The 19,865-nt window shown below is 65.2% G+C and carries 23 protein-coding genes, 2 tRNA genes and 1 pseudogene; 15 read left to right on the forward strand and 11 right to left on the reverse strand.

Annotated elements, in window-relative coordinates; genetic code table 11:
* The first annotated feature begins 117 nt into the window (after window positions 1-117).
* On the forward strand, window positions 118-459 hold the full coding sequence (locus ACWUI7_RS10690; protein ID WP_496642208.1) for a 4a-hydroxytetrahydrobiopterin dehydratase: 342 nt from the start codon (window positions 118-120) through the stop codon (window positions 457-459).
* Between the two features lie 50 nt (window positions 460-509).
* Window positions 510-995 carry a hypothetical protein gene (locus ACWUI7_RS10695; protein ID WP_496642209.1) on the forward strand — a complete coding sequence of 162 codons (486 nt, stop codon included), beginning with the start codon at window positions 510-512 and terminating at the stop codon, window positions 993-995.
* Between the two features lie 46 nt (window positions 996-1,041).
* Here ACWUI7_RS10695 and ACWUI7_RS10700 read toward each other — a convergent pair whose 3' ends face one another.
* From ACWUI7_RS10700 to ACWUI7_RS10715, 4 genes are all read right to left on the reverse strand, one after another.
* Window positions 1,042-1,332 carry a DUF5827 family protein gene (locus ACWUI7_RS10700; protein WP_496642210.1) on the reverse strand — a complete coding sequence of 97 codons (291 nt, stop codon included), beginning with the start codon at window positions 1,330-1,332 and terminating at the stop codon, window positions 1,042-1,044.
* A gap of 159 nt (window positions 1,333-1,491) precedes the next feature.
* The gene (gene sod / locus ACWUI7_RS10705; protein ID WP_496642211.1) at window positions 1,492-2,091 is read right to left on the reverse strand and encodes a superoxide dismutase [Mn]; all 600 of its coding nucleotides are present in this window, start codon (window positions 2,089-2,091) and stop codon (window positions 1,492-1,494) included.
* A gap of 249 nt (window positions 2,092-2,340) precedes the next feature.
* Window positions 2,341-2,424, reverse strand: a tRNA-Ser gene (locus tag ACWUI7_RS10710).
* Window positions 2,425-2,664: 240 nt separating this feature from the next.
* Window positions 2,665-3,558: a DUF8155 domain-containing protein gene (locus tag ACWUI7_RS10715; RefSeq protein ID WP_496642212.1), complete on the reverse strand. Its 894-nt coding sequence runs from the start codon at window positions 3,556-3,558 to the stop codon at window positions 2,665-2,667.
* 81 nt (window positions 3,559-3,639) lie between these two features.
* Between ACWUI7_RS10715 and ACWUI7_RS10720 the strand changes: the two genes are divergently transcribed.
* From ACWUI7_RS10720 to tgtA, 9 genes are all read left to right on the forward strand, one after another.
* On the forward strand, window positions 3,640-4,476 hold the full coding sequence (locus ACWUI7_RS10720; RefSeq protein ID WP_496642213.1) for a lipoate--protein ligase family protein: 837 nt from the start codon (window positions 3,640-3,642) through the stop codon (window positions 4,474-4,476).
* Between the two features lie 52 nt (window positions 4,477-4,528).
* Window positions 4,529-4,912, forward strand: coding sequence for a 30S ribosomal protein S6e (locus tag ACWUI7_RS10725; protein WP_496642214.1), 384 nt, complete (start codon window positions 4,529-4,531; stop codon window positions 4,910-4,912).
* A 9-nt stretch (window positions 4,913-4,921) separates the two neighbouring features.
* Window positions 4,922-5,389, forward strand: coding sequence for a DUF7112 family protein (locus tag ACWUI7_RS10730; protein ID WP_496642215.1), 468 nt, complete (start codon window positions 4,922-4,924; stop codon window positions 5,387-5,389).
* An 89-nt stretch (window positions 5,390-5,478) separates the two neighbouring features.
* Window positions 5,479-6,564, forward strand: coding sequence for a siroheme decarboxylase subunit beta (gene ahbB, locus ACWUI7_RS10735; RefSeq protein WP_496642216.1), 1,086 nt, complete (start codon window positions 5,479-5,481; stop codon window positions 6,562-6,564).
* 58 nt (window positions 6,565-6,622) lie between these two features.
* Entirely contained in the window at window positions 6,623-7,300 is a 678-nt protein-coding gene (locus ACWUI7_RS10740) for a precorrin-2 dehydrogenase/sirohydrochlorin ferrochelatase family protein (RefSeq protein ID WP_496642217.1), read from the forward strand.
* The gene (gene hemA / locus ACWUI7_RS10745; protein WP_496642218.1) at window positions 7,297-8,640 is read left to right on the forward strand and encodes a glutamyl-tRNA reductase; all 1,344 of its coding nucleotides are present in this window, start codon (window positions 7,297-7,299) and stop codon (window positions 8,638-8,640) included. Before ACWUI7_RS10740 ends, hemA begins: the two co-directional genes overlap by 4 nt.
* A gap of 63 nt (window positions 8,641-8,703) precedes the next feature.
* Window positions 8,704-9,468, forward strand: coding sequence for a Nif3-like dinuclear metal center hexameric protein (locus ACWUI7_RS10750; protein ID WP_496642219.1), 765 nt, complete (start codon window positions 8,704-8,706; stop codon window positions 9,466-9,468).
* Window positions 9,469-9,601: 133 nt separating this feature from the next.
* Window positions 9,602-10,348: an SIMPL domain-containing protein gene (locus ACWUI7_RS10755; RefSeq protein ID WP_496642220.1), complete on the forward strand. Its 747-nt coding sequence runs from the start codon at window positions 9,602-9,604 to the stop codon at window positions 10,346-10,348.
* Window positions 10,349-10,447: 99 nt separating this feature from the next.
* Window positions 10,448-11,929 (forward strand): tRNA guanosine(15) transglycosylase TgtA, encoded by a 1,482-nt coding sequence (tgtA, locus tag ACWUI7_RS10760; RefSeq protein WP_496642221.1) that lies wholly within the window; start codon window positions 10,448-10,450, stop codon window positions 11,927-11,929.
* 7 nt (window positions 11,930-11,936) lie between these two features.
* Here tgtA and ACWUI7_RS10765 read toward each other — a convergent pair whose 3' ends face one another.
* Together ACWUI7_RS10765 and ACWUI7_RS10770 are read right to left on the reverse strand one after the other, a co-directional pair.
* Window positions 11,937-12,413, reverse strand: a complete 477-nt coding sequence (locus ACWUI7_RS10765) for a pyridoxamine 5'-phosphate oxidase family protein (protein WP_496642222.1) — start codon at window positions 12,411-12,413, stop codon at window positions 11,937-11,939.
* A gap of 118 nt (window positions 12,414-12,531) precedes the next feature.
* Window positions 12,532-13,491, reverse strand: a complete 960-nt coding sequence (locus ACWUI7_RS10770; RefSeq protein WP_496642223.1) for a zinc-dependent metalloprotease — start codon at window positions 13,489-13,491, stop codon at window positions 12,532-12,534.
* Between the two features lie 236 nt (window positions 13,492-13,727).
* Here ACWUI7_RS10770 and ACWUI7_RS10775 point away from each other — a divergent pair.
* A tRNA-Glu gene (locus tag ACWUI7_RS10775) sits at window positions 13,728-13,802 on the forward strand.
* Window positions 13,803-13,990: 188 nt separating this feature from the next.
* Window positions 13,991-15,169: an inorganic phosphate transporter gene (locus ACWUI7_RS10780; RefSeq protein ID WP_496642224.1), complete on the forward strand. Its 1,179-nt coding sequence runs from the start codon at window positions 13,991-13,993 to the stop codon at window positions 15,167-15,169.
* A 41-nt stretch (window positions 15,170-15,210) separates the two neighbouring features.
* On the opposite strand, the gene ACWUI7_RS10785 is transcribed toward ACWUI7_RS10780, so the two are convergent.
* From ACWUI7_RS10785 to ACWUI7_RS10795, 3 genes and pseudogenes are all read right to left on the reverse strand, one after another.
* The gene (locus ACWUI7_RS10785; RefSeq protein WP_496642225.1) at window positions 15,211-15,600 is read right to left on the reverse strand and encodes a DUF8048 family protein; all 390 of its coding nucleotides are present in this window, start codon (window positions 15,598-15,600) and stop codon (window positions 15,211-15,213) included.
* The gene (locus ACWUI7_RS10790) at window positions 15,600-15,914 is read right to left on the reverse strand and encodes a MoaD-like domain-containing protein (protein ID WP_496642329.1); all 315 of its coding nucleotides are present in this window, start codon (window positions 15,912-15,914) and stop codon (window positions 15,600-15,602) included. The genes ACWUI7_RS10785 and ACWUI7_RS10790 overlap by 1 nt, the downstream gene beginning before the upstream one ends.
* An 84-nt stretch (window positions 15,915-15,998) precedes the next feature.
* A pseudogene (locus tag ACWUI7_RS10795) lies at window positions 15,999-16,277 on the reverse strand (ubiquitin-like small modifier protein 1); the annotation flags it as partial.
* A gap of 322 nt (window positions 16,278-16,599) precedes the next feature.
* On the opposite strand from ACWUI7_RS10795, the gene ACWUI7_RS10800 reads away from it, so the two are divergent.
* Window positions 16,600-17,064, forward strand: coding sequence for a DUF7124 domain-containing protein (locus ACWUI7_RS10800; protein WP_496642226.1), 465 nt, complete (start codon window positions 16,600-16,602; stop codon window positions 17,062-17,064).
* Window positions 17,065-17,438: 374 nt separating this feature from the next.
* Here the strand turns inward: ACWUI7_RS10800 and ACWUI7_RS10805 are convergent, their stop codons facing one another.
* Complete coding sequence (locus ACWUI7_RS10805) at window positions 17,439-18,392, reverse strand: DUF7260 family protein (RefSeq protein WP_496642227.1); 954 nt, start codon at window positions 18,390-18,392, stop codon at window positions 17,439-17,441.
* An 80-nt stretch (window positions 18,393-18,472) separates the two neighbouring features.
* Window positions 18,473-19,315, reverse strand: coding sequence for an eIF2B alpha/beta/delta subunit family protein (locus tag ACWUI7_RS10810; protein ID WP_496642228.1), 843 nt, complete (start codon window positions 19,313-19,315; stop codon window positions 18,473-18,475).
* A 146-nt stretch (window positions 19,316-19,461) separates the two neighbouring features.
* Between ACWUI7_RS10810 and ACWUI7_RS10815 the strand changes: the two genes are divergently transcribed.
* Window positions 19,462-19,848 carry a DUF7969 family protein gene (locus ACWUI7_RS10815; protein WP_496642229.1) on the forward strand — a complete coding sequence of 129 codons (387 nt, stop codon included), beginning with the start codon at window positions 19,462-19,464 and terminating at the stop codon, window positions 19,846-19,848.
* Window positions 19,849-19,865: the final 17 nt, after the last annotated feature.

The following is a 19,865-nucleotide window of genomic DNA, read 5'->3' on the forward strand; positions in this document are numbered from 1 at the left end:
AATTATAATCTTATACAACTCTCCCGCTCCCCGCGGCGACCGCAAGCCATCCCTTCCTCCCGCACCTCGCCGCCGACGTACCGAAGCTACAAACCAGTCGACACCAAATGGTCATGTATGTCTACGTCGCTCGCAGACGAGCCGGTCGAACCGTCATCCGATGACGATGACCCACTCACACCAGCTGCGTACGAGCCACTGCTTGCGTCACTCGACGACGTCTGGGAGGTCGTCGACGAGCACCACCTCGAAGCAACGTACTCGTTCGACGACTTCGCGGAGGCATTGGCGTTCACGAACGAGGTTGGTGAACTCGCCGAGGCGGAGTGGCACCATCCAGACATCCACCTCTCGTGGGGCGCAGTTGGCATCGAGCTCTGGAGTCACGACATCGACGGCCTCCACCGGTCGGACTTCGTGATGGCGGCGCGGATGGACCGCCTGTACGCCGAGGCGTGACCGGCTCGACAACGAATGCTTTTAAATCCCACCCTCGAAGTTCTGATCGAATGAGCGAGAACGTGTTCCTGGTTCCGATCGAGCCGGAGAACTTCGACCGAACGGTCCGGTCCCCCGTCGATCTCACCACGTACGCCGACCGACCGGACGCAATTGCTGACGCCGAGGAGGCGCGCCTGTGGGCGATCGGTGACGACACCGGGAGTGGCTCGACGTTCGAGCAGATGGAGCCGGACGACCTGCTGTTGTTTTACGACGACGGCGAGTACGTCGCAACGGGCCGCGTCGGCCAGACGTTCCTCGATGAGGATCGCTGGGCCAGCAGCACGCTGTGGACCGCCTTCCCGGCCACGCAGGTGTACACCGTCGAGTCGTTCACTCCGATTACCGTCTCGAAACGCGCCGTCAATCGCATCTTCGACTACTCCCCGGCGTACACACCCGGACTGATGCGAGTCGCCGACAGTCGCGTCACCGAGTCGCTCTCGACGATCGAGACGGCACTTGACGCGTACACCAAACGCCAAGAGGCGTAGTCCGACGACTCCGACGACTCGGACGTCCTGAGTCGCTCAGGAGTTATCAGTGATTCTCATCGTTGAGCGCGTGCTCGGCGAGCCCATAGTACCCCGGTCCGTTCTCGGTGAGCGGCTCGGCGACGACGAGGTCGTCGGCGTTGACAAGCACCCACGGGACCGCCCAGTCGACCAAGACTGCCTCCGTCTCTGGGTCCACCTCGGCGTCCGGCTCAAGTCCCTGAAGTAGTCGCCCGATCTCCGGGATCGTGTACAACAGCTCCGGCTCGAAGAGGTCACTCGGCTCGTAGAAGTCACACGGAAACGTCGTCTCGAAGGCGTCTCTCGGCTCCGGCATACTGCCTGCATGACGGGTCTGCCGGATAAATACTGAGGATATCACCTGTCTCCCGACACACGACGGTCCGTTCACATCGGGAACACCTCGGTCGACGCTGTCGCTGGTTTCGATCGAAAAACACAGGATTCGACGCGCGTACCGCGCGTCTGGCTGGCGTTACTCGAACAGCTCGACGGCCTGCTCGTAGCGGGCTGCCGGCTCCTCCCAGTCGACGACCTCGAAGAAATTCTCGACGAAGTCGCCGCGGGCCGGGCCGTAGTCGTAGTAGTAGGAGTGCTCCCACACGTCCAGCGCGAGGATCGGGTGACCGCCCCAAACCGCGCCCTCGTCGTGGTTGTCCACCACGACGTTGCGAAGCTGATTCGAGAACGTGTCGTAGACGAGCAGCGCCCAGCCGCTTGCGTCGCCGGCGGCCGCTTCGAACTCGCCTTTCCACGCCTCATACGAGCCGAAGTCGGCCTCGATTCGGTCAGCAAGCGACCCCTCAGGCTCGTTACCACCCTCTGGCGACATGTTCTGCCAGAACAGGTCGTGGAGGATGTGGCCCGACGAGTTGTGGGTTACGCTGCGGATCGCACCAGCAGACGAGGAGAACTCGCCCTCTTCGCGGTTCCCCTCAAGCGTCTCCTCGGCGGCGTTCCAGCCGTTGACGTATCCCTGGTGGTGGGTATCGTGGTGCCACTCGAGCACCTGCTCGGAGATGTGGGGTTCGAGCGCGTCGTACTCGTACGGAAGCGGGTCAAGTTCGTAGCTCATACTCGTATCACCTGTATTCACGATGGAAGCGATTCGTGTTAAAGATAATGCGGCACGTGATACCACACGTCAGCAGGCGGCGAACATCCCAATTTCGCCCGACTTGAGCGACCTCGTGTCGATTCACCGTGTGTGCGTTCTCGCGGAGTCTGCGCTAGGAATGTCCAGAAAGCAAACGGAACGTAATGTAAATTGGTTACATTCGTACGCCTCGGACCGCGCGCGAGATGAGTTGGTGGCCGCCTCCGACGGTGGGACTGGGATTCGAACCCAGGAAGCCGTGAGGCTACCGGTTTTCAAGACCGGCGCAATGGGCCGCTCTGCCATCCCACCACGACTCCCGCAAGGACGTCCGCCGACTAAGGGATGTCGGTGTCGACCGGCGCGGCTTAGGTGTCCGCTGCGTACAGCGACTCCTTATATACTATCGCGCACCAGCCACCCCGTGCGCTGACGCATCGACCGCGACGTCCGAGGACCAGTCCGGTGGGCCGTCGTGACTCCTCCACACCGGCTGTTCGCCATCACGCGTGCTCCCGCATCGTCTTCGCTCTCCCCGATGCGCGTGAGTGGCTACGCCCGGTGGTCGCGTCCGAGCCGAATTGGATTCGTGCTCAGCTCAGTCTCGACAGTCACGTGGTCGCCGACAGCGAGGCCGTGGTCTGGACAGACGACCTTCACGCCGAGGTCGTCGATCTCCGCGAAGAGTGAGAGGCCGACGGCGCGCGTTCCGTCGGCTACCACGTCGACTGGGTCCCATTTGACTCCCTGCTCGGTTCGCACCCCGATCCGCGTCCCCCACAGTGACACCTCGGCCGGGGTGGACTCCTCACGAAACGTCCCGCCTCCGACGTAGTGACACAGGCCGCCGTCGAGCGGGACACCCTCGTCGCTTGCGAGCGCCGCAAACCGACCACCCGGCTCGGGGTGATTTGGACCGTCGAGGACGACGTGTGTCGGTCCGGTCTCGATGACGGTTCCGGTGCCGTCCCACGCGACACCAACTACGTCGACGTCGACGTCGACGGTTAGCGACCCGCTCGCGCGCAAGGCGTTCGCCTCGGGTGGCCGAAACCCGAGGTGGAGGTGGTTCGCGACCCACCGACCGAAGAAGCCGGACCGCGTCAGCCGTCCCAACGGGTCGCCGACGGCGAGCCGATCTCCTGTGTTCACCGCGGGATTGACGTGGAGGACCCGCGCAACGGTACCGGCCGCGACACCGGCCGTCGCACACCACTCGTCGGCGAGGTCGACGACTATCAGGTGGTCGACAGACGCAGCGTAGGCTCGACTCGGACACCCCACAGTGTGTGTCTCACGAACCACACCAGCTACCGGTGAGACGGCCACCTCACCGGCCGGGTACAGATCGACCGCACAGCCGGCGTCGTGTGCAGGATACGGCGAGTTGTACCGCGAGAACCGCTCGTACTGACCGACGACAGACGACGGCAGGCGAACGTGCATACAGACCTGTCGCGTTGTGGCATCAAATCCCCGTCGCATGCCGGTCGAAACGGGTTTTTTCCACGGGGACGAACACCCATCGTGCATCTCTTTCGCGGCCGGGCAACCGATCCTGTCCAGGACCGTGAGCTGACGGCACAGCTGCTCGAAAACGCCGAGAGTGGAGTACCAGGCGTGCGCGTTTGGGCACCACCCAGGCAAGTCGCGTTCGGTCGGCGAGACAGTAGGAACTCAGGATACGAACACGCTCGCCGCGCCGCCGAGCGAGCCGGTTTCGTCCCGGTTGAGCGCTCTGTCGGCGGTCGTGCGGTCGCGTACTCTGGGGAGACGCTTGCGTTCGCGGTTGCCATGCCACGTGATGAACACAGGGGTTCGATCGACGACCGCTACACGACGGTTGGCCGGGTCGTTCGGCGAGCGCTCCGGGACCTTGGTGCGGCCGTGGACTCCGGCGAGCCCCCGGAGTCGTTCTGTCCTGGGGATCACTCCGTTCGCGTCAACGAGGGCGGAAAGCTGATCGGACTCGCACAGCGCGTCCGTGCCGACGCGGCACTCGTCGCGGGCTGTCTGGTACCGACGGTTGCGGATTCGACGGCCCTCAGCCGGGTGCTCACGCCTACCTACGATGCGCTCGCGGTCGATTTCGACCCCGCATCGGTCGGAAGCGTGGAGGCAGCTGGTGGACCGGCAGATACCACCCATATCAGGCGGGCAGTCGAGTTCGCCCTGTGTTCCTTGCTGTGCGAGAACAACGGGCATACCGAGGGTAACTCCAGTCACACAACAACCGACGATAGCCAGGTCGGACCCTGCGTTGAGGCCGACGTAGGCGCCGACACCACGGTTCGAGAGCGGTTCCCCGAGATCGCTGTCACCCGTGTCGGTGACGAGATGCCGACCGGGAGTGACCAGCCGTGAGCGTGTGGACCCTTTCGACGTGCTTTTTATTCGCGGGCGTCTCAATTGGCGCATGGTCGAATTCAACGTCGTCGTCGCCGACCCCGACTCCGGCGAAACGGTCCAGCGAACGATAGACGGACAGGATGCGAACCGGTTCCTTGGTCGAAGCATCGGAGAAGAGGTCGATGGCGGCGCTGTGGGGCTCTCTGAGTACACCGTCGAGATCACCGGCGGCTCCGACGAGACCGGTCGCCCGATGCGTGCTGACGTCTCCGGCACCCGCCTGAAGGAGCTTCTCTTGGAGGGCGGCGTCGGGTTCAAACCCTCCCGTGAAGGCGAGCGAAAGCGAATCACGGTTCGCGGCGGTGAGATCGCTGACGACGTGGCGCAGATCAACGTTGCGGTCATCGACGGCGACGGGGACGTTGCTGCCGCGTTTGCAGACGACGAATAATCCACATCGATGCCGCGTGTTGCCTCCGACGACGAGAGCGTTGCCGCCGTCCGCGTGTCGCTCGCCCGGAGCGGTGGCACACGACATCTCTGTGTGCGTCTGCCGGCGGACACAGCCCTCGAAGGTCGGGTCGAGTCCGGCTCGTGTGACACGCTCTCACTCACCGACAGCGACCTGATCCGACTCGATATCGACCGGTCGACGTACCACGCACGGGTGGACGCCGACACGGAGGGGCGACTGCTTCGCGGGGCATTCGACGACCGCCGGCGCGCGCGGACGCCCGGCGAGGGACAGAATCGATTGACCGAGTGGCTCGGCGCGAGCGACCGCGAACCGGGAGACAGCGTGGTGCTCGACGTCGTCATTCCGGGCGAGCAGTACGGACTTCGGCTCCCGGGGGAGCGAACCGTGTACGACGTCGTGCGTGGACCACGATCCTCGCTCACAGACATCGCCGAACGTCTCGACGAGTGACCGTCGTCGACGTCCGTGCGTCGACCACCGTCGGTGCCAACCGGCCATGGGTCGGATCGCTTATTCTCCCGCGCCTCTGAACGATGCATATGAGAGAGGTCGACGCGGATCTGTCGGCGCTCGACCGAGCGATCATCAACGCCTTCCAGGGCGGGTTTCCGGTGACTCGGCAACCGTTCGAACCCGCCGCAGCCGCACTCGGAGACCACGGCGTCGAGGTGACGGGCAGCGAGCTCTGTGAGCGTGTCTGTGAGTTGGACGATACGGGCGTGCTCTCGCGGTTCGGTGCACTGGTCAACGCAGAAGCGATCGGGGGTGCCGCATCGCTCGTCGCCATGCACGCGCCAGCCGAGCGGTTCGACGAGGTCGTCGAGACGGTGAACGACTTCACCGAGGTCGCACACAACTACGAGCGGGAACATCCACACCTCAACGTGTGGTTCGTGGTGAGCGTCGCCGACCACCCAGACCCGGACAAAGACGGCGACGATCGAGTCGAAGAGGTGCTCGCGGAGATCGAAGCGGCGACCGGCCAGGAGACGTACAACCTCCCGAAGCTCCAGGAGTTCCACGTCGGTGCGAAGTTCCTCGTCGACGGACCGGTTCCCGACGGCGACGTCGACCTGTCCGGACTGGCGCCTGCGGTCGATCCGTCGGATCGGTCGACGCTAACGCCAGACGAGCGCGACCTCGTCGTCGAGATTCAGGGCGGACTACCCATCACCGAGACCCCATATGCGGACGTCGCTGCGGCGATAGACGCGGACGTCGAGTGGGTTATCGAGACGATAGAACGATTCCGCCGCGAGGGGAAGGTTCGTCGGGTTGGTGTGATCCCGAACCACTACGCGCTCGGGTACACCGAGAACGGCATGACCGTCTGGGACGTGCCCGAAGACGTCCTCGACGAGGTCGGCCCGGTCGTCGCCGACCTCGAGTTCGTCACCCACTGCTACGAGCGCCCGCGCCACGCCGGAGTGTGGGAGTACAACTTCTTTGCGATGACACACGGCCGGACGGAAGCCGAAAGCGAGCGCCGAGTCGCACAGGTTCGTGAGACGATGGCCGACTACTGGGACGTCGGCTCGGACGACTGGGACACGCTGTTTTCGACGCGGATTCTAAAGAAGACAGGTATCCGGATCGCCGAGCGCGCCGAGAGCAACACGGCGTGACTTACCGACACGAAAGGCGGGCGCCGGCAGCACCGACGTCACGCAGTCACCTGAACCGATGATACCGCTCTATCACGACTTCACGAACGCCATCGTACTCGTCGTCGGTGGCGGCACCGTCGGGGCTCGCAAAGCGATGCGATTCTGCTCGGAAGCCCACGTCGTCGTCCTCAGTCCCGACTTCGACGAGCGGCTGCTGGAGGCGGCGAGGAGATCGGCCGAGGAGGCATCTTCGCGGTCCGTAGAGCTCGTCAGGGCGGCACCGTCGCCATCGACGGTTAGTGGATGGATCGAGCGACTCTCACCGGCACTCGTCGTTGCGGCAACCGACGACGAGGCAGTAAACGAGGCAGCAGAGACGGCAGCAACCGAGGCGGGGGCACTCGTCAATCGGACAGACGTCTCTGGCGCGCGCGACCCGGGAAGCGTCGTTGTCCCAGCGACGGTGGATGACGATCCGGTGCGCGTGGCGATCTCGACAGGGGGACAAAGTCCGGCGCTCGCGAAAGCGCTCCGCCAGCGAATCGAGTCGGCGATCGATGGCGCAGGGGAGATGGCAGTCCTCTCAGGAGAGCTCAGAACGGCCCTTGCAGACGCCGGCGTCGACCCAGCCGAGCGGCGAGCCGCTATCCGTCGAGTCGTGCGATCTCCGGCGGTTTGGAAGGGTTTACAAAAGGGGAGATCCTACGCTCGTGACGAGGCGTACAACGTGATCGAAGAGGTCGTCGACCGATGAACGAGCCGGGTGCCATCACGGGCGTGAGCGTCGCACACGACGCGGCAACTGTCGACGAGATCGACGCGGCTGGTGGAGATAGCGTCCGAGCGACCGTCTCCGATCTGCTCGCACGAGAAGGAGTCGAAGAGGCGTTCGCCCTCCAGACGTGTAACCGCTCGGAGGCGTTCGTCGTCACCGATCACACCGGTGACGGTCACGCGGCGCTCGACTCGTTCGCCCCCACCGTCCGTGGCGGTGCAGTACAGCGGTTCGACCACGAAGGAAGTCTGCGACATCTCATGTGCGTCGCCGCCGGGCTCGAGTCGCTCGTGCTCGGCGAAGACCAGATAATCGGCCAGGTTCGCGACGCGTACGAGGAAGCCCGTGCCGCCGGTGGCATCGGACCAGTATTGGAGGATGCGGTCACGAAAGCGATCCACGTCGGTGAACGTGCGCGAACGGAGACGTCGATCAACGAGGGCGTCGTCTCGCTTGGTTCAGCAGCAGTCAGACTCGCTGCCAGCGAGGTCGATCTCACTAACGCCACGGCGGTGGTCGTCGGTGCCGGCGAAATGGGGACGCTCGCAGCCCGTAGCCTCGACGATACACCTGTCTCGAAGATCGTCGTTGCGAACCGGACGATACCGCATGCGGCGTTTGTTTCCGAGGCAGTCGAAACGGCGTCCTCAGTCGCGCACCTGCATGATCTTCCGGACGTCGTCGCCGCGGCGGACCTCGTGATCACGGCGACGGGGAGTTCCGATCCGATCCTCGAATCGGCCGACTTCGCGGACGCGACGGACGTAGTGTGTATCGACATCGCACAGCCACGGGACGTCGACCCTGCGGCGGCGAACCACTCGGGGGTTTCCCTCTTCGACATCGACGCGCTCGAAGACATCACGCACCGAACTCGGGAGCGACGTGAGGCGGCCGCACGAGAGGTCGAGTCGATAGTCGACGAGGAGCTCGATCGTATCCTCCGGTCGTACAAGCGCAAACGTGCCGATGACGCCATCTCGATGATGTACGCGAGTGCGGACCGGGTCAAGGCTCGTGAGGTCGATCGGGCGATCACAAAACTCGAGGCGCAGGGTGGCCTCACCGACGCCCAGCGCGAGACGGTGCAGTCGCTCGCGGACGCGCTCGTCGGACAGCTCCTCGCCGCGCCGACCCACTCGCTGCGGGACGCCGCCGGCGAGGACGACTGGGAGACGATTCGAACGGCCCTCGAGTTGTTCGATCCCGAGTTCGACGCTCCACCGGAAACGCCGGGTGAACGGGGCGAGGGAGGGCCGCCCGCCGGCGTCCCGTTCGCTGGTGCCGGTGATCCACCGTTCGACGAGCTGGACGACTAAACCACGGGCACGCCGTGGCAACACGACGGGAACCCTTTTGATTCGGCCCTCGTACCCTCCGATATGCAGACTCAGACGCTTGTCGACCGACTCGACGACCGACTCGAGACCGGTTCGTACAGCGAGGTGGACGCCAGCGCAAACGGCCTCCAAGTCGGGCCAGCCACGGAGACCGTCGGGCACGCCGCGTTCGCGGTCGATGCAGCCACAGCGACGATAGACGAGGCGGCTGCGGCCGGCGCAGACGTGCTCGTCACCCACCACGGGCTCTCGTGGGGTGGAATCGAGTACGTGACCGGTCGAACGTACGACCGGATCGCCGCCCTCGTCGACGCGGACCTCTCGCTGTATGTCTCACACCTCCCACTCGATGGACATCAGACGCTCGGCAACGCGGCGGGGGTTGCCGACGCGCTTGGCCTCTCTGAACGCGAACCGTTCGGCGCGCTCGGACCAGCAACTATCGGGACGATCGGCGAGACGAGAGAACCGCTCTCGACGGAGACGATTTGTGGCCGACTCGACGCATTTGAGGGGCAGACAGACGAGACTCGCGCACTCGCATTCGGGCCAGATACGATAGAACGCGTCGCGGTCGTCACCGGGTCGGGAACCGACTGGCTTGAGGAGGCCGACGCCGCCGGGGCCGACGCGCTGATCACGGGCGAGGGAAAACAACAGGCGTACCACACGGCTCGTGAGGCGGGCCTCACGGTGTTTCTTGCAGGCCACTACGCCACAGAGACGTTTGGTGTCCGCTCACTACAGACACTCGTCGAAGAGTGGGGACTCGAGACCACCTTCGTCTCGCACCCAACCGGACTATGACATCCTCCTCGCCGTGAACGGCGAGACTCTCTCCTTGTGTCAGGTAGTCACACCCGATAGGCCCGATGTCGAGGCTATCGGCGCGAGAGAACACCCACCAGGTTATTTTCGTAGGCGACGTACAGGCGAGATGATGCGAACGCAACGACATAGTCTTGCAGCTGTCGCCCTCGCGGCGTGCATACTCTTAGCAGGGTGTGCAGGCGGGGCGACCACGGGCGGTACTGCGGCCGGACCCGACCGCTCCATCGAGGTGACCGCGGACGGCGAGGCATCCGGTGCGCCAGACCGCGCGACGCTGCTCGTGGCCGTCGAGTCCACCGGCCCCGACGCACAAGCCGTGAGAGACGACCTCGCGGCCTCTGACGACGCGCTCCGAGCCGCTCTCTTCGACTGGGGACTGACCGAAGACGACGTTCGGACCGAGCGATACGATGTCCGGCAGCGGCGAGAACCGCAGCCGACGACAGAGCGTGACGACCCGCAGTACGTGGGAACCCACGTGTACGCGCTAGAACTCGATGCGGTCGATGCAGTCGGTGACGTCATCGACGTCGCGATCGGTGCCGGAGCCGACCGCGTCGAGCGCGTGCAGTTTGGTCTCACCGCAGAACGCGAAGCGGCCGTCCGCGAGCAAGCGCTCACCGACGCGATGAGTGGCGCGCGCGGGCAAGCCGACGTGCTCGCTTCGAACGCGAATCTCACGATCACCGGCGTTCACACCGTGTCGACGACGAACGTCCGGACGACTCCGTATCGGAGCACGGGGCTCGAAGCCGAGGCGGCAGGCGGGTCGGGCGGGCCGACGACCGGGGTCGAGCCAGGCGACGTCGACGTCTCGGTGACGGTACGAGTCGTCTTCGCGGTCGAGCCGACCTGACCGGTCTCCGCGGCCGTCACGGCGACGGACGGGCACGATCCCCCAGAGCCGGATCCGGTAGAACGCAACGCTTACCGTCCGCCTCGTCGCACTCGAGGTATGCGCGATCACTTCGAGGTGCGGAACCACGACGCCGCCGGACGGATTGGCCGGCTCACGGTTCCGCGTGCGGGGGTCACCATCGAGACGCCCGCGCTCTTACCGGTCGTCAACCCGAACGTGCTCACGATCGAGCCCGCTCGACTTCGAGCGGAGTTCGGCGCGGAGATGCTCATCACGAACGCGTACATCATCTCTCAGACCGACCGGATCCGCGAGCAGGTGCTCGAGGAAGGACTGCACACGTATCTCGGGTTCGACGGGGCGATCATGACCGACTCCGGCTCGTTCCAGCTCGCTGAGTACGGCGATATCGACGTCACCACCGACGAAATCCTCGAATTTCAGCGCCGGATCGGCAGCGACGTCGCCACGCCAGTCGATGTACCGACGCCACCCGACGTCGACCGTGACCGAGCCGAATCGGAACTCGAGACTACCATGCGCGCGCTCGAAGACGCCGAATCCGCAGCCACCGGAGAAATGCTGGTTAACGCCCCCGTACAGGGCTCGACACACGCCGACATTCGTGCGTCAGCCGGGAGACATGCGGCCGCGACTGACCTCGATGTGTTTCCTGTCGGCGCCATGGTTCCGTTGTTGAACGCTTACCGCTACGCCGACGTCGTCGACGCCGTGGCGGCCGCAAAGCGCGGGCTCGATCCCGACTGTCCCGTCCACCTCTTCGGTGCCGGCCATCCGATGATGCTGGCGCTCGCGGTTGCGGTCGGCTGCGACTTATTCGACTCGGCCGCCTACGCACTGATGGCGCGCGACGGCCGATACTTGACTGTTTCCGGAACCGAACACCTTGCGGAGATGTCGGCATTTCCGTGCTCATGTCCGGTGTGTCTCGCGCACACGCCGGCCGACCTGCGCGACCGTGACGACGACAAGTGCGAGCGGCTCCTCGCCGAGCACAATCTCCACGTGACCTTCGAAGAGATCCGGCGGATCAAAGCCGCGATTCGCAACGGGACGCTCCTCGAGTTGGTCGATCGCCGAGCACGGGGGCATCCAGCCATGCTCGATGGGTACCGAGCGTTACTCGACCACGCCGACCAGCTCGAAGCGACCGACCCCGCCTCGAAAGACGCCTTTTTTTACACATCACACGAGGCGGCTCGCCGGCCAGAGGTCCGCCGACACCACGACCGGCTTGACCGGCTCGATGTGCCGGCACGGCTGCTTCTCACGGAGTCGAAGTCGCCGTCGACACACTCGTACGACGCGGTGTGGCGGGTGGTCCCACCGTTTGGCCCGTTCCCCCGCGCGCTCTCCGAAAGCTATCCGTTCACCGCAGAGGTCCCAGAGCGCGTCGATGTCGCCGCACAGGCCGCGGCTGCTGAAGGCATCAGGCGGCTCGCGGTTGCAAACCCTGAGACCGACATTACCCTCGGACACGACGACTGGGACCCGACCGCACTCGACCGGCTCCCTGCTCGCATCGAGACGGAGCGACTCGCAGACCTCGGGCGTTGAGTCGGGCCTACTCACCCTCTGCGATATCGGTGGCGCCGTCCGTCGGCCCGCCAGACATCCGTCCCGAGAAGTCCCATGTGTGGAGTCGATCGGGCTCGATCCCAATGTGGACTTCCTCGCGCTCTGGGCGCAACAGCATGTCGGCAAGGTCGTTATCGGTCCCGCCGAGATAGCGCTCGAAGAGCGTCCGTAACAACTGCTTGTCGGTGTCTGGCTCAACCGTCGCCGTCCCACGTCCACGAACGCCCGCGTACGGCGGATCGTTTGTCGACACCTCGAAGGAGACGTAGTCGTCAGCCGCGAGGAACGACACCAAGTCGGCGTCAGCACTGGTTGCACAGTGGACGGCACCGTCCCACCGGAACCACAGCGAGACGATCCACGGGTCGTCGGCCGGTGTGTGACAGCCCAGTCGCACCGGGATCTGTGCCGTCGCGAGGAACTCATCGACCTGCTCGCGGTCCCACGGCCCGGTGAGTCTCATGCGTTCACTGCGCGTGGGCGGCGCCTAAATCCACCGGCAGTGACCCGCGCTGGTGGAGAACACATCCTCGCGGATTTGCGTCGGTGGTCGCGACACGGTCGTCGTCTGCTCGACGCCCTCATGGATCGATACGGGTGAGCCACGCCCCGGGGTCGTCGATTTCACGGTCGGTTGGGAGAGTCTCAGGGCGGTCCCACACCACCGTTGCGGCGTCCAGTCCTCGTTCGTCGACGATCCGGTTGAAGAAGGCGGCGCCGCGCTCGTACTGTTGGCGCTTGAGGCCGAGTCCGAGGAGTCGTCGAGCGAGCTGCGAGAACGGGTCGCCACCCCCGCGGCGGGCGTCGAGTTTCCGACGGAGGTCGGCGTACTCGTCGTCGAACGCCCGGTCCATCAACACCTCCGCGTACCCCTCGACGGCGGTCATCGCCGCCTGGAGCTCGGCGAGGGCCTCCCGGTCGACAGCACCGCTCGTCAGTTCGCTCACCCCCCGTTCGATCCGCGACTCGAGGTACCCAGTGAGCCATGGCGCCGCCCCGAACTCGGCGGCGTGTGTCACCTCGTGGAACGCGATCCATCGGCGAAATCGGGGGTACGGCACGTCGAGCTCGGTAGCGACGGCGACGACGTTCGGGTGCACGAAGTAGAGCCCGTGGTCGGCGTCGGGCTCTTCGGTGAGCAACAGTGGGTCGTACTGCCCCACGACGTTTCGGGCGAGAAATCCGAGTGCAAACGCTATAGAGCCGGTGTTGACGATTCGAGTGGTGTCGCCTGCTGTCTTGGCCGCCACTGCTTCGGCCGGGGCGACCACGCGCCGAAACGTCGCGCGGTTCGCGTCGATCCAGTGGTGGCGGTTCTGGAGTTCGACCGTCTCAGGCAGGTCGAACGCGACACCGGTGACCTCTCGCAGCCGATCCCTCGCGTCGCGGACGTCGGTGGCGTACCCCGCTCGGTCCGTCTCGCTTGCTGCAAGCGACCCTGGGTCGGTGCCGGCTTTTGCCGCCACGCCGGCCTGCTCCCAGTCAACGACGCCGACCCCGGATGCCTCCGAGACCGCACGGAGGCTTCGAAGAAGATGCATATCATTTTGAGGTCGGCGACGCCTAAGTCGGTTGTGCCGGTCTGTGACTGCGATGATCGTCCGGCCGACCACCTGCTGTTCCCGAGTGTACTCCCATCGTCGTGTAGCGTTGACCGGGGTCACCGGCCTCACCCTGTGGGTCGTCAGCCGCGTCAAACCGAGTCACGGCGGGGCCGAAGCGGAACTGTTTTACTCTACAGCGGTTTATCCGTTGATGCGCCACGACACAGATGCGTGCTCCGGTGGTGTAGTCCGGCCAATCATATTGCCCTCTCACGGCAATGACCTGGGTTCGAATCCCAGCCGGAGCATCAGTTTCTCTTACAGACGTACCCTGACAGCGTGAGTGGCTCAACCCGAGTGGAAACTGTCCGTTGCTATGCTGATGAGCGGCCACGTGACATCGACTCACGACTGAAGCCGTGGAAGCAGGTCACCTGAACGTCACTGCCGCTCCATGACGATGCTTACTTTAGCCGTATCGGCGTACAACAGGATAATGATTGAAACGCTGCTAGCCGTCGGCATCGTGGCCTCTTTGTTCGTCGGCTTCAACATCGGGGGCTCTTCGACCGGGATCGCGTGGGGCCCGCCGGTCGGCGCAGGGACCATCGGGAAGACCTCGGCGGCAGCACTGATGACGTTTTTCGTCTTCTTGGGCGGGTGGACCGTTGGCCGGAACGTGATGGACACGTTGAGTGAGGGAATCGTCACGACCGATCTGTCCTTGAGCGGGGGCGTCGCAGTGCTCTTTTTTATTGGATTTGGGATCCTCATCGCGAACCTCTTTGGCGTTCCCGTGCCCACCTCAATGACAACTGTCGGCGCAATCGCGGGCTTCGGACTCGCAACGGGCACGCTCAACTACGAGACCGTCACCCAGATCATCACGTGGTGGATCGTCACCCCGATTATCGGCTTCTGGGTCGGCGGCGTCATCGGTCGATACGTGTACCCTGCGGTGAACCAGCGGGTCGAGATCGAGGCATCTGAGGGGCCGTTATTGACATTCGACCGTACGGGTACCCTCCCGCAACCGACTCTCGGCCCGAACACGACCACCTCGGAGCTGTGGAGTACAGCGGTAGTGCTCGTTATCGGGTGTTACATGTCGTTCAGCGCCGGCGCAAGCAACGTCCCGAACGCCGCCGCGCCATTGGTTGGTGGTGCCGCAGGGCTCCCCGAGAACCTGGCGATCGTCATCGCGACGATCGCCATCGGCGTCGGCGGGTTCACCATCGCCCGGCGAACGATGGAGTCGGTCGGCGGCGAGCTGAGCGACATTCCGCTTCTCGCTGCGCTGTTCGTCATGGCGACTGCCTCGACCATCACGACAGCGCTCTCGGCGATCGGGATTCCGATCAGCTTGGTGATGGCAACGGTGATGACGATCGTTGGAATCGGATGGGGACGAGCGACCCGGCCAATCACCTTTCGGGAGGCGGTCAGCCGTGACACAAAAGACAAAGAGATCGCCGCGGGAGCGATCACCGCCGAGGGGATGGCTGGCGAGCCTGCCGAGCCGATCGGTACCGCAGAGCCCGAACCCGTGCTCAACGCGGGCGATCTGTTCAACCCTCGCGCGATCATTAAGTACGTCTCCATGTGGATCATCGGGCCGTCGGTGTCGACGATCCTAGCGTACAGCTTCTTTGTGCTCGTCCCAGGAATCGCGTGAGCAGCTCTGAGACCACCTTCTGCCCCATCTCGTCCGAGGTCTCACGTCTCGTTCGTCGTCCCGATCACGACCGCCGACCGGATCTCGAGGGCCGTCTCGAGCTCGTCGCGTCGGCCGGCCCGCGTGCCGTCGTAGACGACTGCTGTCTCGTGGGCACGCTGTGCCGCGTCGCGCTCGCGGTCGGCAAGCTGCAACTCGTCTCCGAGTGACTCCCAGTGATCCGATTCGACGAGAAACGACTCACGGTCGGCGCCACACTCGACGCGCTCGTATCGACGCCGGTACGTCTCGAGTTGTGGTTCGAGGCTCCGCTGCACCTGTGCGAGAAGCGGTGAAAGCCGGTCTGCAGGGACGCTCGCTAGCGCGGCTGTTTTCACGAGTGGTGTGCCACCGATTGGGTGGTCACCGGCGTCGGGGTCGGCGTCGTCCATCAGCCCCCTGCACGCATCGCCTTCCGTTCGAACCGGGGTAATAGCCCCTCGAGCACCGACTCGTCGCCTGCGAACGACACACGAACCTCGGTGAGCGTGATCGACCCCGCGGCCCGCACCTCGACTGCCTCGAGCGACGCCCGCCACCCATCGCCGTCGATCCGGGTTGCCGCGTCCGGCGTCTCCGCGTCGACGAACTGGCCACCGAGATTCGCGAGGTAATGTGCGGCGAGCCGGCGAGATATCCCACGGTATGCAACCGATCGGCGGACCCAGCCCGCCTCAGCGGGCACCCGTTCGTCGGCATCGACCAGCTCGTCGGTGGGGTCGGCGTCGCGTTCGGCGTTTGCTGTGTGGTTGCGCTTGCCATCCTCGCTGTCGTCGCGCTCGGCGTCGACTGCTCCACCAGCCACCGGTGGGAACACAGAGAGTCGGTCCCCGTCTTCGAGCGGGGTCGAGAGTCCCTCGAGGTGGAGCACCTCTCGGCCGTTCTTCAACACGTTGATCTGCGGGGCGAGGTCACCGTCGACGATCAGTCGTCCGGCCATCCCGTCATACTCGGCCTCCAGCGCGCGGAGCACGTCCCCGACATCCGTGGCGGCCTCGAACTCGCGAACGACCGTCTTCCCGCCGGCCGCCTCGCGGAAGGTCGCGAAAAAGCGGAGCTCCAGTTCCATGGTCGGCCCAACGGGACGCGTCGGTATAAAAACGGCCGTCGCCAATCCCGTTTGCACGCGCCCGTGAGGTGTCTCGCCCGTTGTCGCTGCAGAGGCGAGACGCTCGATCCGCGTGGCCGTCGCTCTCGTCGCAGAGACGGTGGCTCGGTGGAAACCCATCGTCACACGGGGCTCAGAGGGGGTAACTGGTCGTCATCGCCACCATGCCTACGATCGGGGGCACGTCCTCTTAAGCGACTCGTGACCGAGACCGAAGCGGGTTCGGCGTGACCGCCCGCGCGAGATTTATCCCCAGTGCGGGCGATCGATCGGCCGATCACTCGTGACCACGACCGATCGTTCCGACGCCGCCCCTGCTGAGGGCGCTGAGTTGACCCTGCTCTTTAGTCTCGGTGCCGCCCGGTCACTCGCAGACCCAGAAGCAGCGTTCGCCGACGCCAGGTGTTGGAGCGCCCACGTCGGTGTCATCGCGAACGACACACGCGCCGTGGAGGCGTTCGTTGACCGACACGGCGTCGAGAACGACTACACGATCCGGCGGTGGGACAAGTGGGGGACGATGGAGGCGATCCGCGAGGCGACCGACACGCCTCGGCACGTCTTCGTCGGCACCGGACGGACCGACCGACAGATCGCTGACGCCACCGACTGGGAGTACCGGCCGGTTCGTGAGGCGGCCGAGTTGGCGGGATGGGATCGCCGTGCCCCGGCCAACCGGACGTCTCGAGGCAGCCGGCTCTCGCGTCTCCGCGGCCTCGTTTACGACCGGTCGTGGTGGCCGTTCTGACCGCGCACCCAGCGCAGGATGCCTTCCACGCGCGAAATTGAAACCGGCTACGTGACTGTCGAGCGTGCGGGGACCCGATTACTGCCAACGTTCAAGCAGGGCCGACGCGACGGCCAGCATATGGGCGGATTCGTCGCCTCAGCCACCGACGGTCGGGTCGCGTTCGACCGGGGTGAGTTCACCGGAGCGATAGGTGATTCAGTACGGTCATCCAGCTCGTGGTCGCGGTCGGCGGGCTCGGTGTCTTCACGAACCTCGGGCTGGCGTTTCTGCTCGGCGTATTCACACACCTCGTGTGGACGCAGTACGCCCACCGCCGGACGGACGAACCGGCGTGATCGGGGCTCGGACGCGTCCGGGCGGTGGCCGTGGACTCACGACTCCGCAATGCGGGTAGCGACACGGTCACGGTCGCGTCGAAGCCGGTCGGCGACCGCTGCAATCGCCGCCAACACGGGGTGATCGGGGCCCGTACTCGGCTCGTATAGATACTCGGTGAACGCGACGTCGACGGACGGCGACGGCCCGGAATCGCGTATCTGCCGCGGTGGCTCTGACAGTTGCGTCTGGCGGTCGCCAGCAACCGCATCACACTCGGCTTCAAGAGCGTCGAGCCGCTCCCAGACGTCGATCGATGCGTCGAGTGCGGTCTCGCCGGTGAGTCCCGTAAGGTGGTCGACGAGGCGTTCGCGGCGCCGGTCGATACCGGCCACTCGGTCGCCCGCTTGCTCAAGGCGGTCGACCTCGATGTCGATGGCGGCCGCGAGCGACCCCCGCGCCGCCGCGGCGCGCCGGCTTCGGTCGACGAGTGCAGATTGGAACTCCGGCGAGAGCGTCTTGTTCGATGCCAGCGAGACGGCTGCGTCCTCACCGAGCTCGGCAGCAAGGCTCTCGCCGACCGTCTCGTCGTACTCCGCCCGGTAATGTGGTAACGAGAAGACGGTATCCCGGTAGGCGGCCAGCACCCGACCGCGGTCGCCGTTCGCGGTTGGCAGGGCGGCGGTGAGACCGGGGGCCGTGAGGGTCGCGGGCCCTGCAGACCCCTCTCGGGTCGTGGTAGGGGACAGTGCCGCGACGCGGTCGCCGAACTCCTCAAACGCGTCGCGCTCGTCGACGACCCGTCGGCGCTCCTGGCGACACGTCGCTTTCGCATCGCGAATATACGCCACGGCGACCGTGAGAAACAGGCCGGCACAGACGAGTGCGGCCACGACTGCGGGGTCACTCACGACTGCGAGCGGGTCACACCCCGATCCCACACAGCCGGATTCGAGCGTCTCTCGGGCCGGAATCCGGAACCTGATCTCGCCGCCGCGATGCACGCTCATACACCACGTCAACGCAGCACACACCAAAACCGTTGTGGCGCCCCCGATCCTGGCCGCGATCGCCGGCGTGCCGCGGTCGATCACTCGCGTACGCCCTCATCTGTGATCACGGTATCGAGCATGTCGATGGGGGTCGCATCGTAGCTCGGATTCTCGATCGTCACGCCCTCAACGGGCTCGCGCATCACTTCGACGTCGTCGCGAAACTCGTTTTCGAACCGGAACTCAGCGATCGTCTTCGCGCCCGACCCAACTGCGGTTACGGGAACACCGAGCTCGCGCGCGGTGACGACTACGGGGAACGTCCCGATTCGGTTGTAGTACGTCCCGCCAGTTATACACGTGATTCCGAGTAAGACGCGGTCGCAGTCGCGGAGGGCATACCCCATCGCCGCGTCGACGACGAGGTGCGTGTCGACTCGGTCCATGCCCGCGAGTACGCGCGCGGTCTTGCGGCCCATCGTCCGTGGGCGGGCTTCCGTCACGTACACCGTTAGGTGGGCGCCGTTGCGGGCTGCGGTCTCGATCGATTCGAGCACCGTACTCGAGTAGTCGTGGACCAGTATCGTCTCACCGTCGGCTATCTGGGCGGCAGCGTTGGCCGCTGCGGCCGCTTTTGCCGTTTCGATATCCTCGACGACGCGGTCGATCACCGATTCGAGCCGTTGTTTTGCGCCCTCCACGGTGGTCGGCTCACCGATCACCGCCCGCTCAACCTCTCGCATCGCGTTGTGGAGCGCGGCGTGTGACGGATTCGACCGTCGTAACACGCCGGCGTTGTGCTCAAGATCCCGTTCGAACTCGTCGACGGCCGTGTACTCACGCTCGAGCAGCTCTGCGAGCGACTGCGTCGCTTTCACCGCCACCGTCGAGGTGCTGTGCGTTCGCATCGCTCGTATCTCGGTGACCGTCTCGTCGATCATGGACACAGAGTCGACGCCCCCGCCCAAAGCGATTGCGGGCCCGCCGGACACGAGCCGAGGAGCCGGCGTTCCACGAGCACCCACCAAGGAGACCGAGTCGGCGTCGTTGCCGACGGATGTTTGTTGGGTCCGCTCTAAATACCCGCATGAGCTACCCCGTCACCTATCACTGCCCTCACTGTGAAACCATCGTCGCTCTCGAACGAGACGGCTACCTCGCCGACAAGGCGGTGACGCCGTATCCGTTCGAGGGGTGGGAGTACGTCGAGCCGACGGCCCCATTCGAGGACGGCGCGGCCGACGGCGTTCGGTTCGTCTGCGGCGAGAGCGAGGGCGTCACCTGGGATCCATCTGGCGAGAGCGAGGGCGACCCAGGCTGTGGCGAGCCGTTTTACCTCTCGTTCGTCCGGTACGAACACGGTACGGAGATCGACCCACGCCCCGAGGGTGAGCGGGTTCGGATCGACCCTGACCCGCGACCGTCGGGCCCACGCGGGCCTGGCGGCCCAAGCGGCTCGGGAGGATTCTGGTAGCCCCGCTACTGGTCCCA

The sequence above is a fragment of the Halorubrum orientale genome, from assembly GCF_059623105.1.

Coding starts and splice junctions, on each gene's coding strand:
- ACWUI7_RS10785 (WP_496642225.1), bottom strand. CDS start 15,600: ATGGACGACGCCGACCCCGACGCCGGTGACCACCCAATCGGTGGCACA.
- ACWUI7_RS10805 (WP_496642227.1), bottom strand. CDS start 18,392: ATGAGCGTGCATCGCGGCGGCGAGATCAGGTTCCGGATTCCGGCCCGA.
- ACWUI7_RS10750 (WP_496642219.1), top strand. CDS start 8,704: ATGCAGACTCAGACGCTTGTCGACCGACTCGACGACCGACTCGAGACC.
- ACWUI7_RS10780 (WP_496642224.1), top strand. CDS start 13,991: ATGATTGAAACGCTGCTAGCCGTCGGCATCGTGGCCTCTTTGTTCGTC.
- ACWUI7_RS10770 (WP_496642223.1), bottom strand. CDS start 13,491: ATGCATCTTCTTCGAAGCCTCCGTGCGGTCTCGGAGGCATCCGGGGTC.
- ACWUI7_RS10690 (WP_496642208.1), top strand. CDS start 118: ATGTCTACGTCGCTCGCAGACGAGCCGGTCGAACCGTCATCCGATGAC.
- tgtA (WP_496642221.1), top strand. CDS start 10,448: ATGCGCGATCACTTCGAGGTGCGGAACCACGACGCCGCCGGACGGATT.
- ACWUI7_RS10740 (WP_496642217.1), top strand. CDS start 6,623: ATGATACCGCTCTATCACGACTTCACGAACGCCATCGTACTCGTCGTC.
- ACWUI7_RS10715 (WP_496642212.1), bottom strand. CDS start 3,558: ATGCACGTTCGCCTGCCGTCGTCTGTCGTCGGTCAGTACGAGCGGTTC.
- ahbB (WP_496642216.1), top strand. CDS start 5,479: ATGAGAGAGGTCGACGCGGATCTGTCGGCGCTCGACCGAGCGATCATC.
- ACWUI7_RS10730 (WP_496642215.1), top strand. CDS start 4,922: ATGCCGCGTGTTGCCTCCGACGACGAGAGCGTTGCCGCCGTCCGCGTG.
- ACWUI7_RS10765 (WP_496642222.1), bottom strand. CDS start 12,413: ATGAGACTCACCGGGCCGTGGGACCGCGAGCAGGTCGATGAGTTCCTC.
- ACWUI7_RS10695 (WP_496642209.1), top strand. CDS start 510: ATGAGCGAGAACGTGTTCCTGGTTCCGATCGAGCCGGAGAACTTCGAC.
- ACWUI7_RS10700 (WP_496642210.1), bottom strand. CDS start 1,332: ATGCCGGAGCCGAGAGACGCCTTCGAGACGACGTTTCCGTGTGACTTC.
- ACWUI7_RS10755 (WP_496642220.1), top strand. CDS start 9,602: ATGCGAACGCAACGACATAGTCTTGCAGCTGTCGCCCTCGCGGCGTGC.
- hemA (WP_496642218.1), top strand. CDS start 7,297: ATGAACGAGCCGGGTGCCATCACGGGCGTGAGCGTCGCACACGACGCG.
- ACWUI7_RS10815 (WP_496642229.1), top strand. CDS start 19,462: ATGAGCTACCCCGTCACCTATCACTGCCCTCACTGTGAAACCATCGTC.
- ACWUI7_RS10810 (WP_496642228.1), bottom strand. CDS start 19,315: ATGATCGACGAGACGGTCACCGAGATACGAGCGATGCGAACGCACAGC.
- sod (WP_496642211.1), bottom strand. CDS start 2,091: ATGAGCTACGAACTTGACCCGCTTCCGTACGAGTACGACGCGCTCGAA.
- ACWUI7_RS10725 (WP_496642214.1), top strand. CDS start 4,529: ATGGTCGAATTCAACGTCGTCGTCGCCGACCCCGACTCCGGCGAAACG.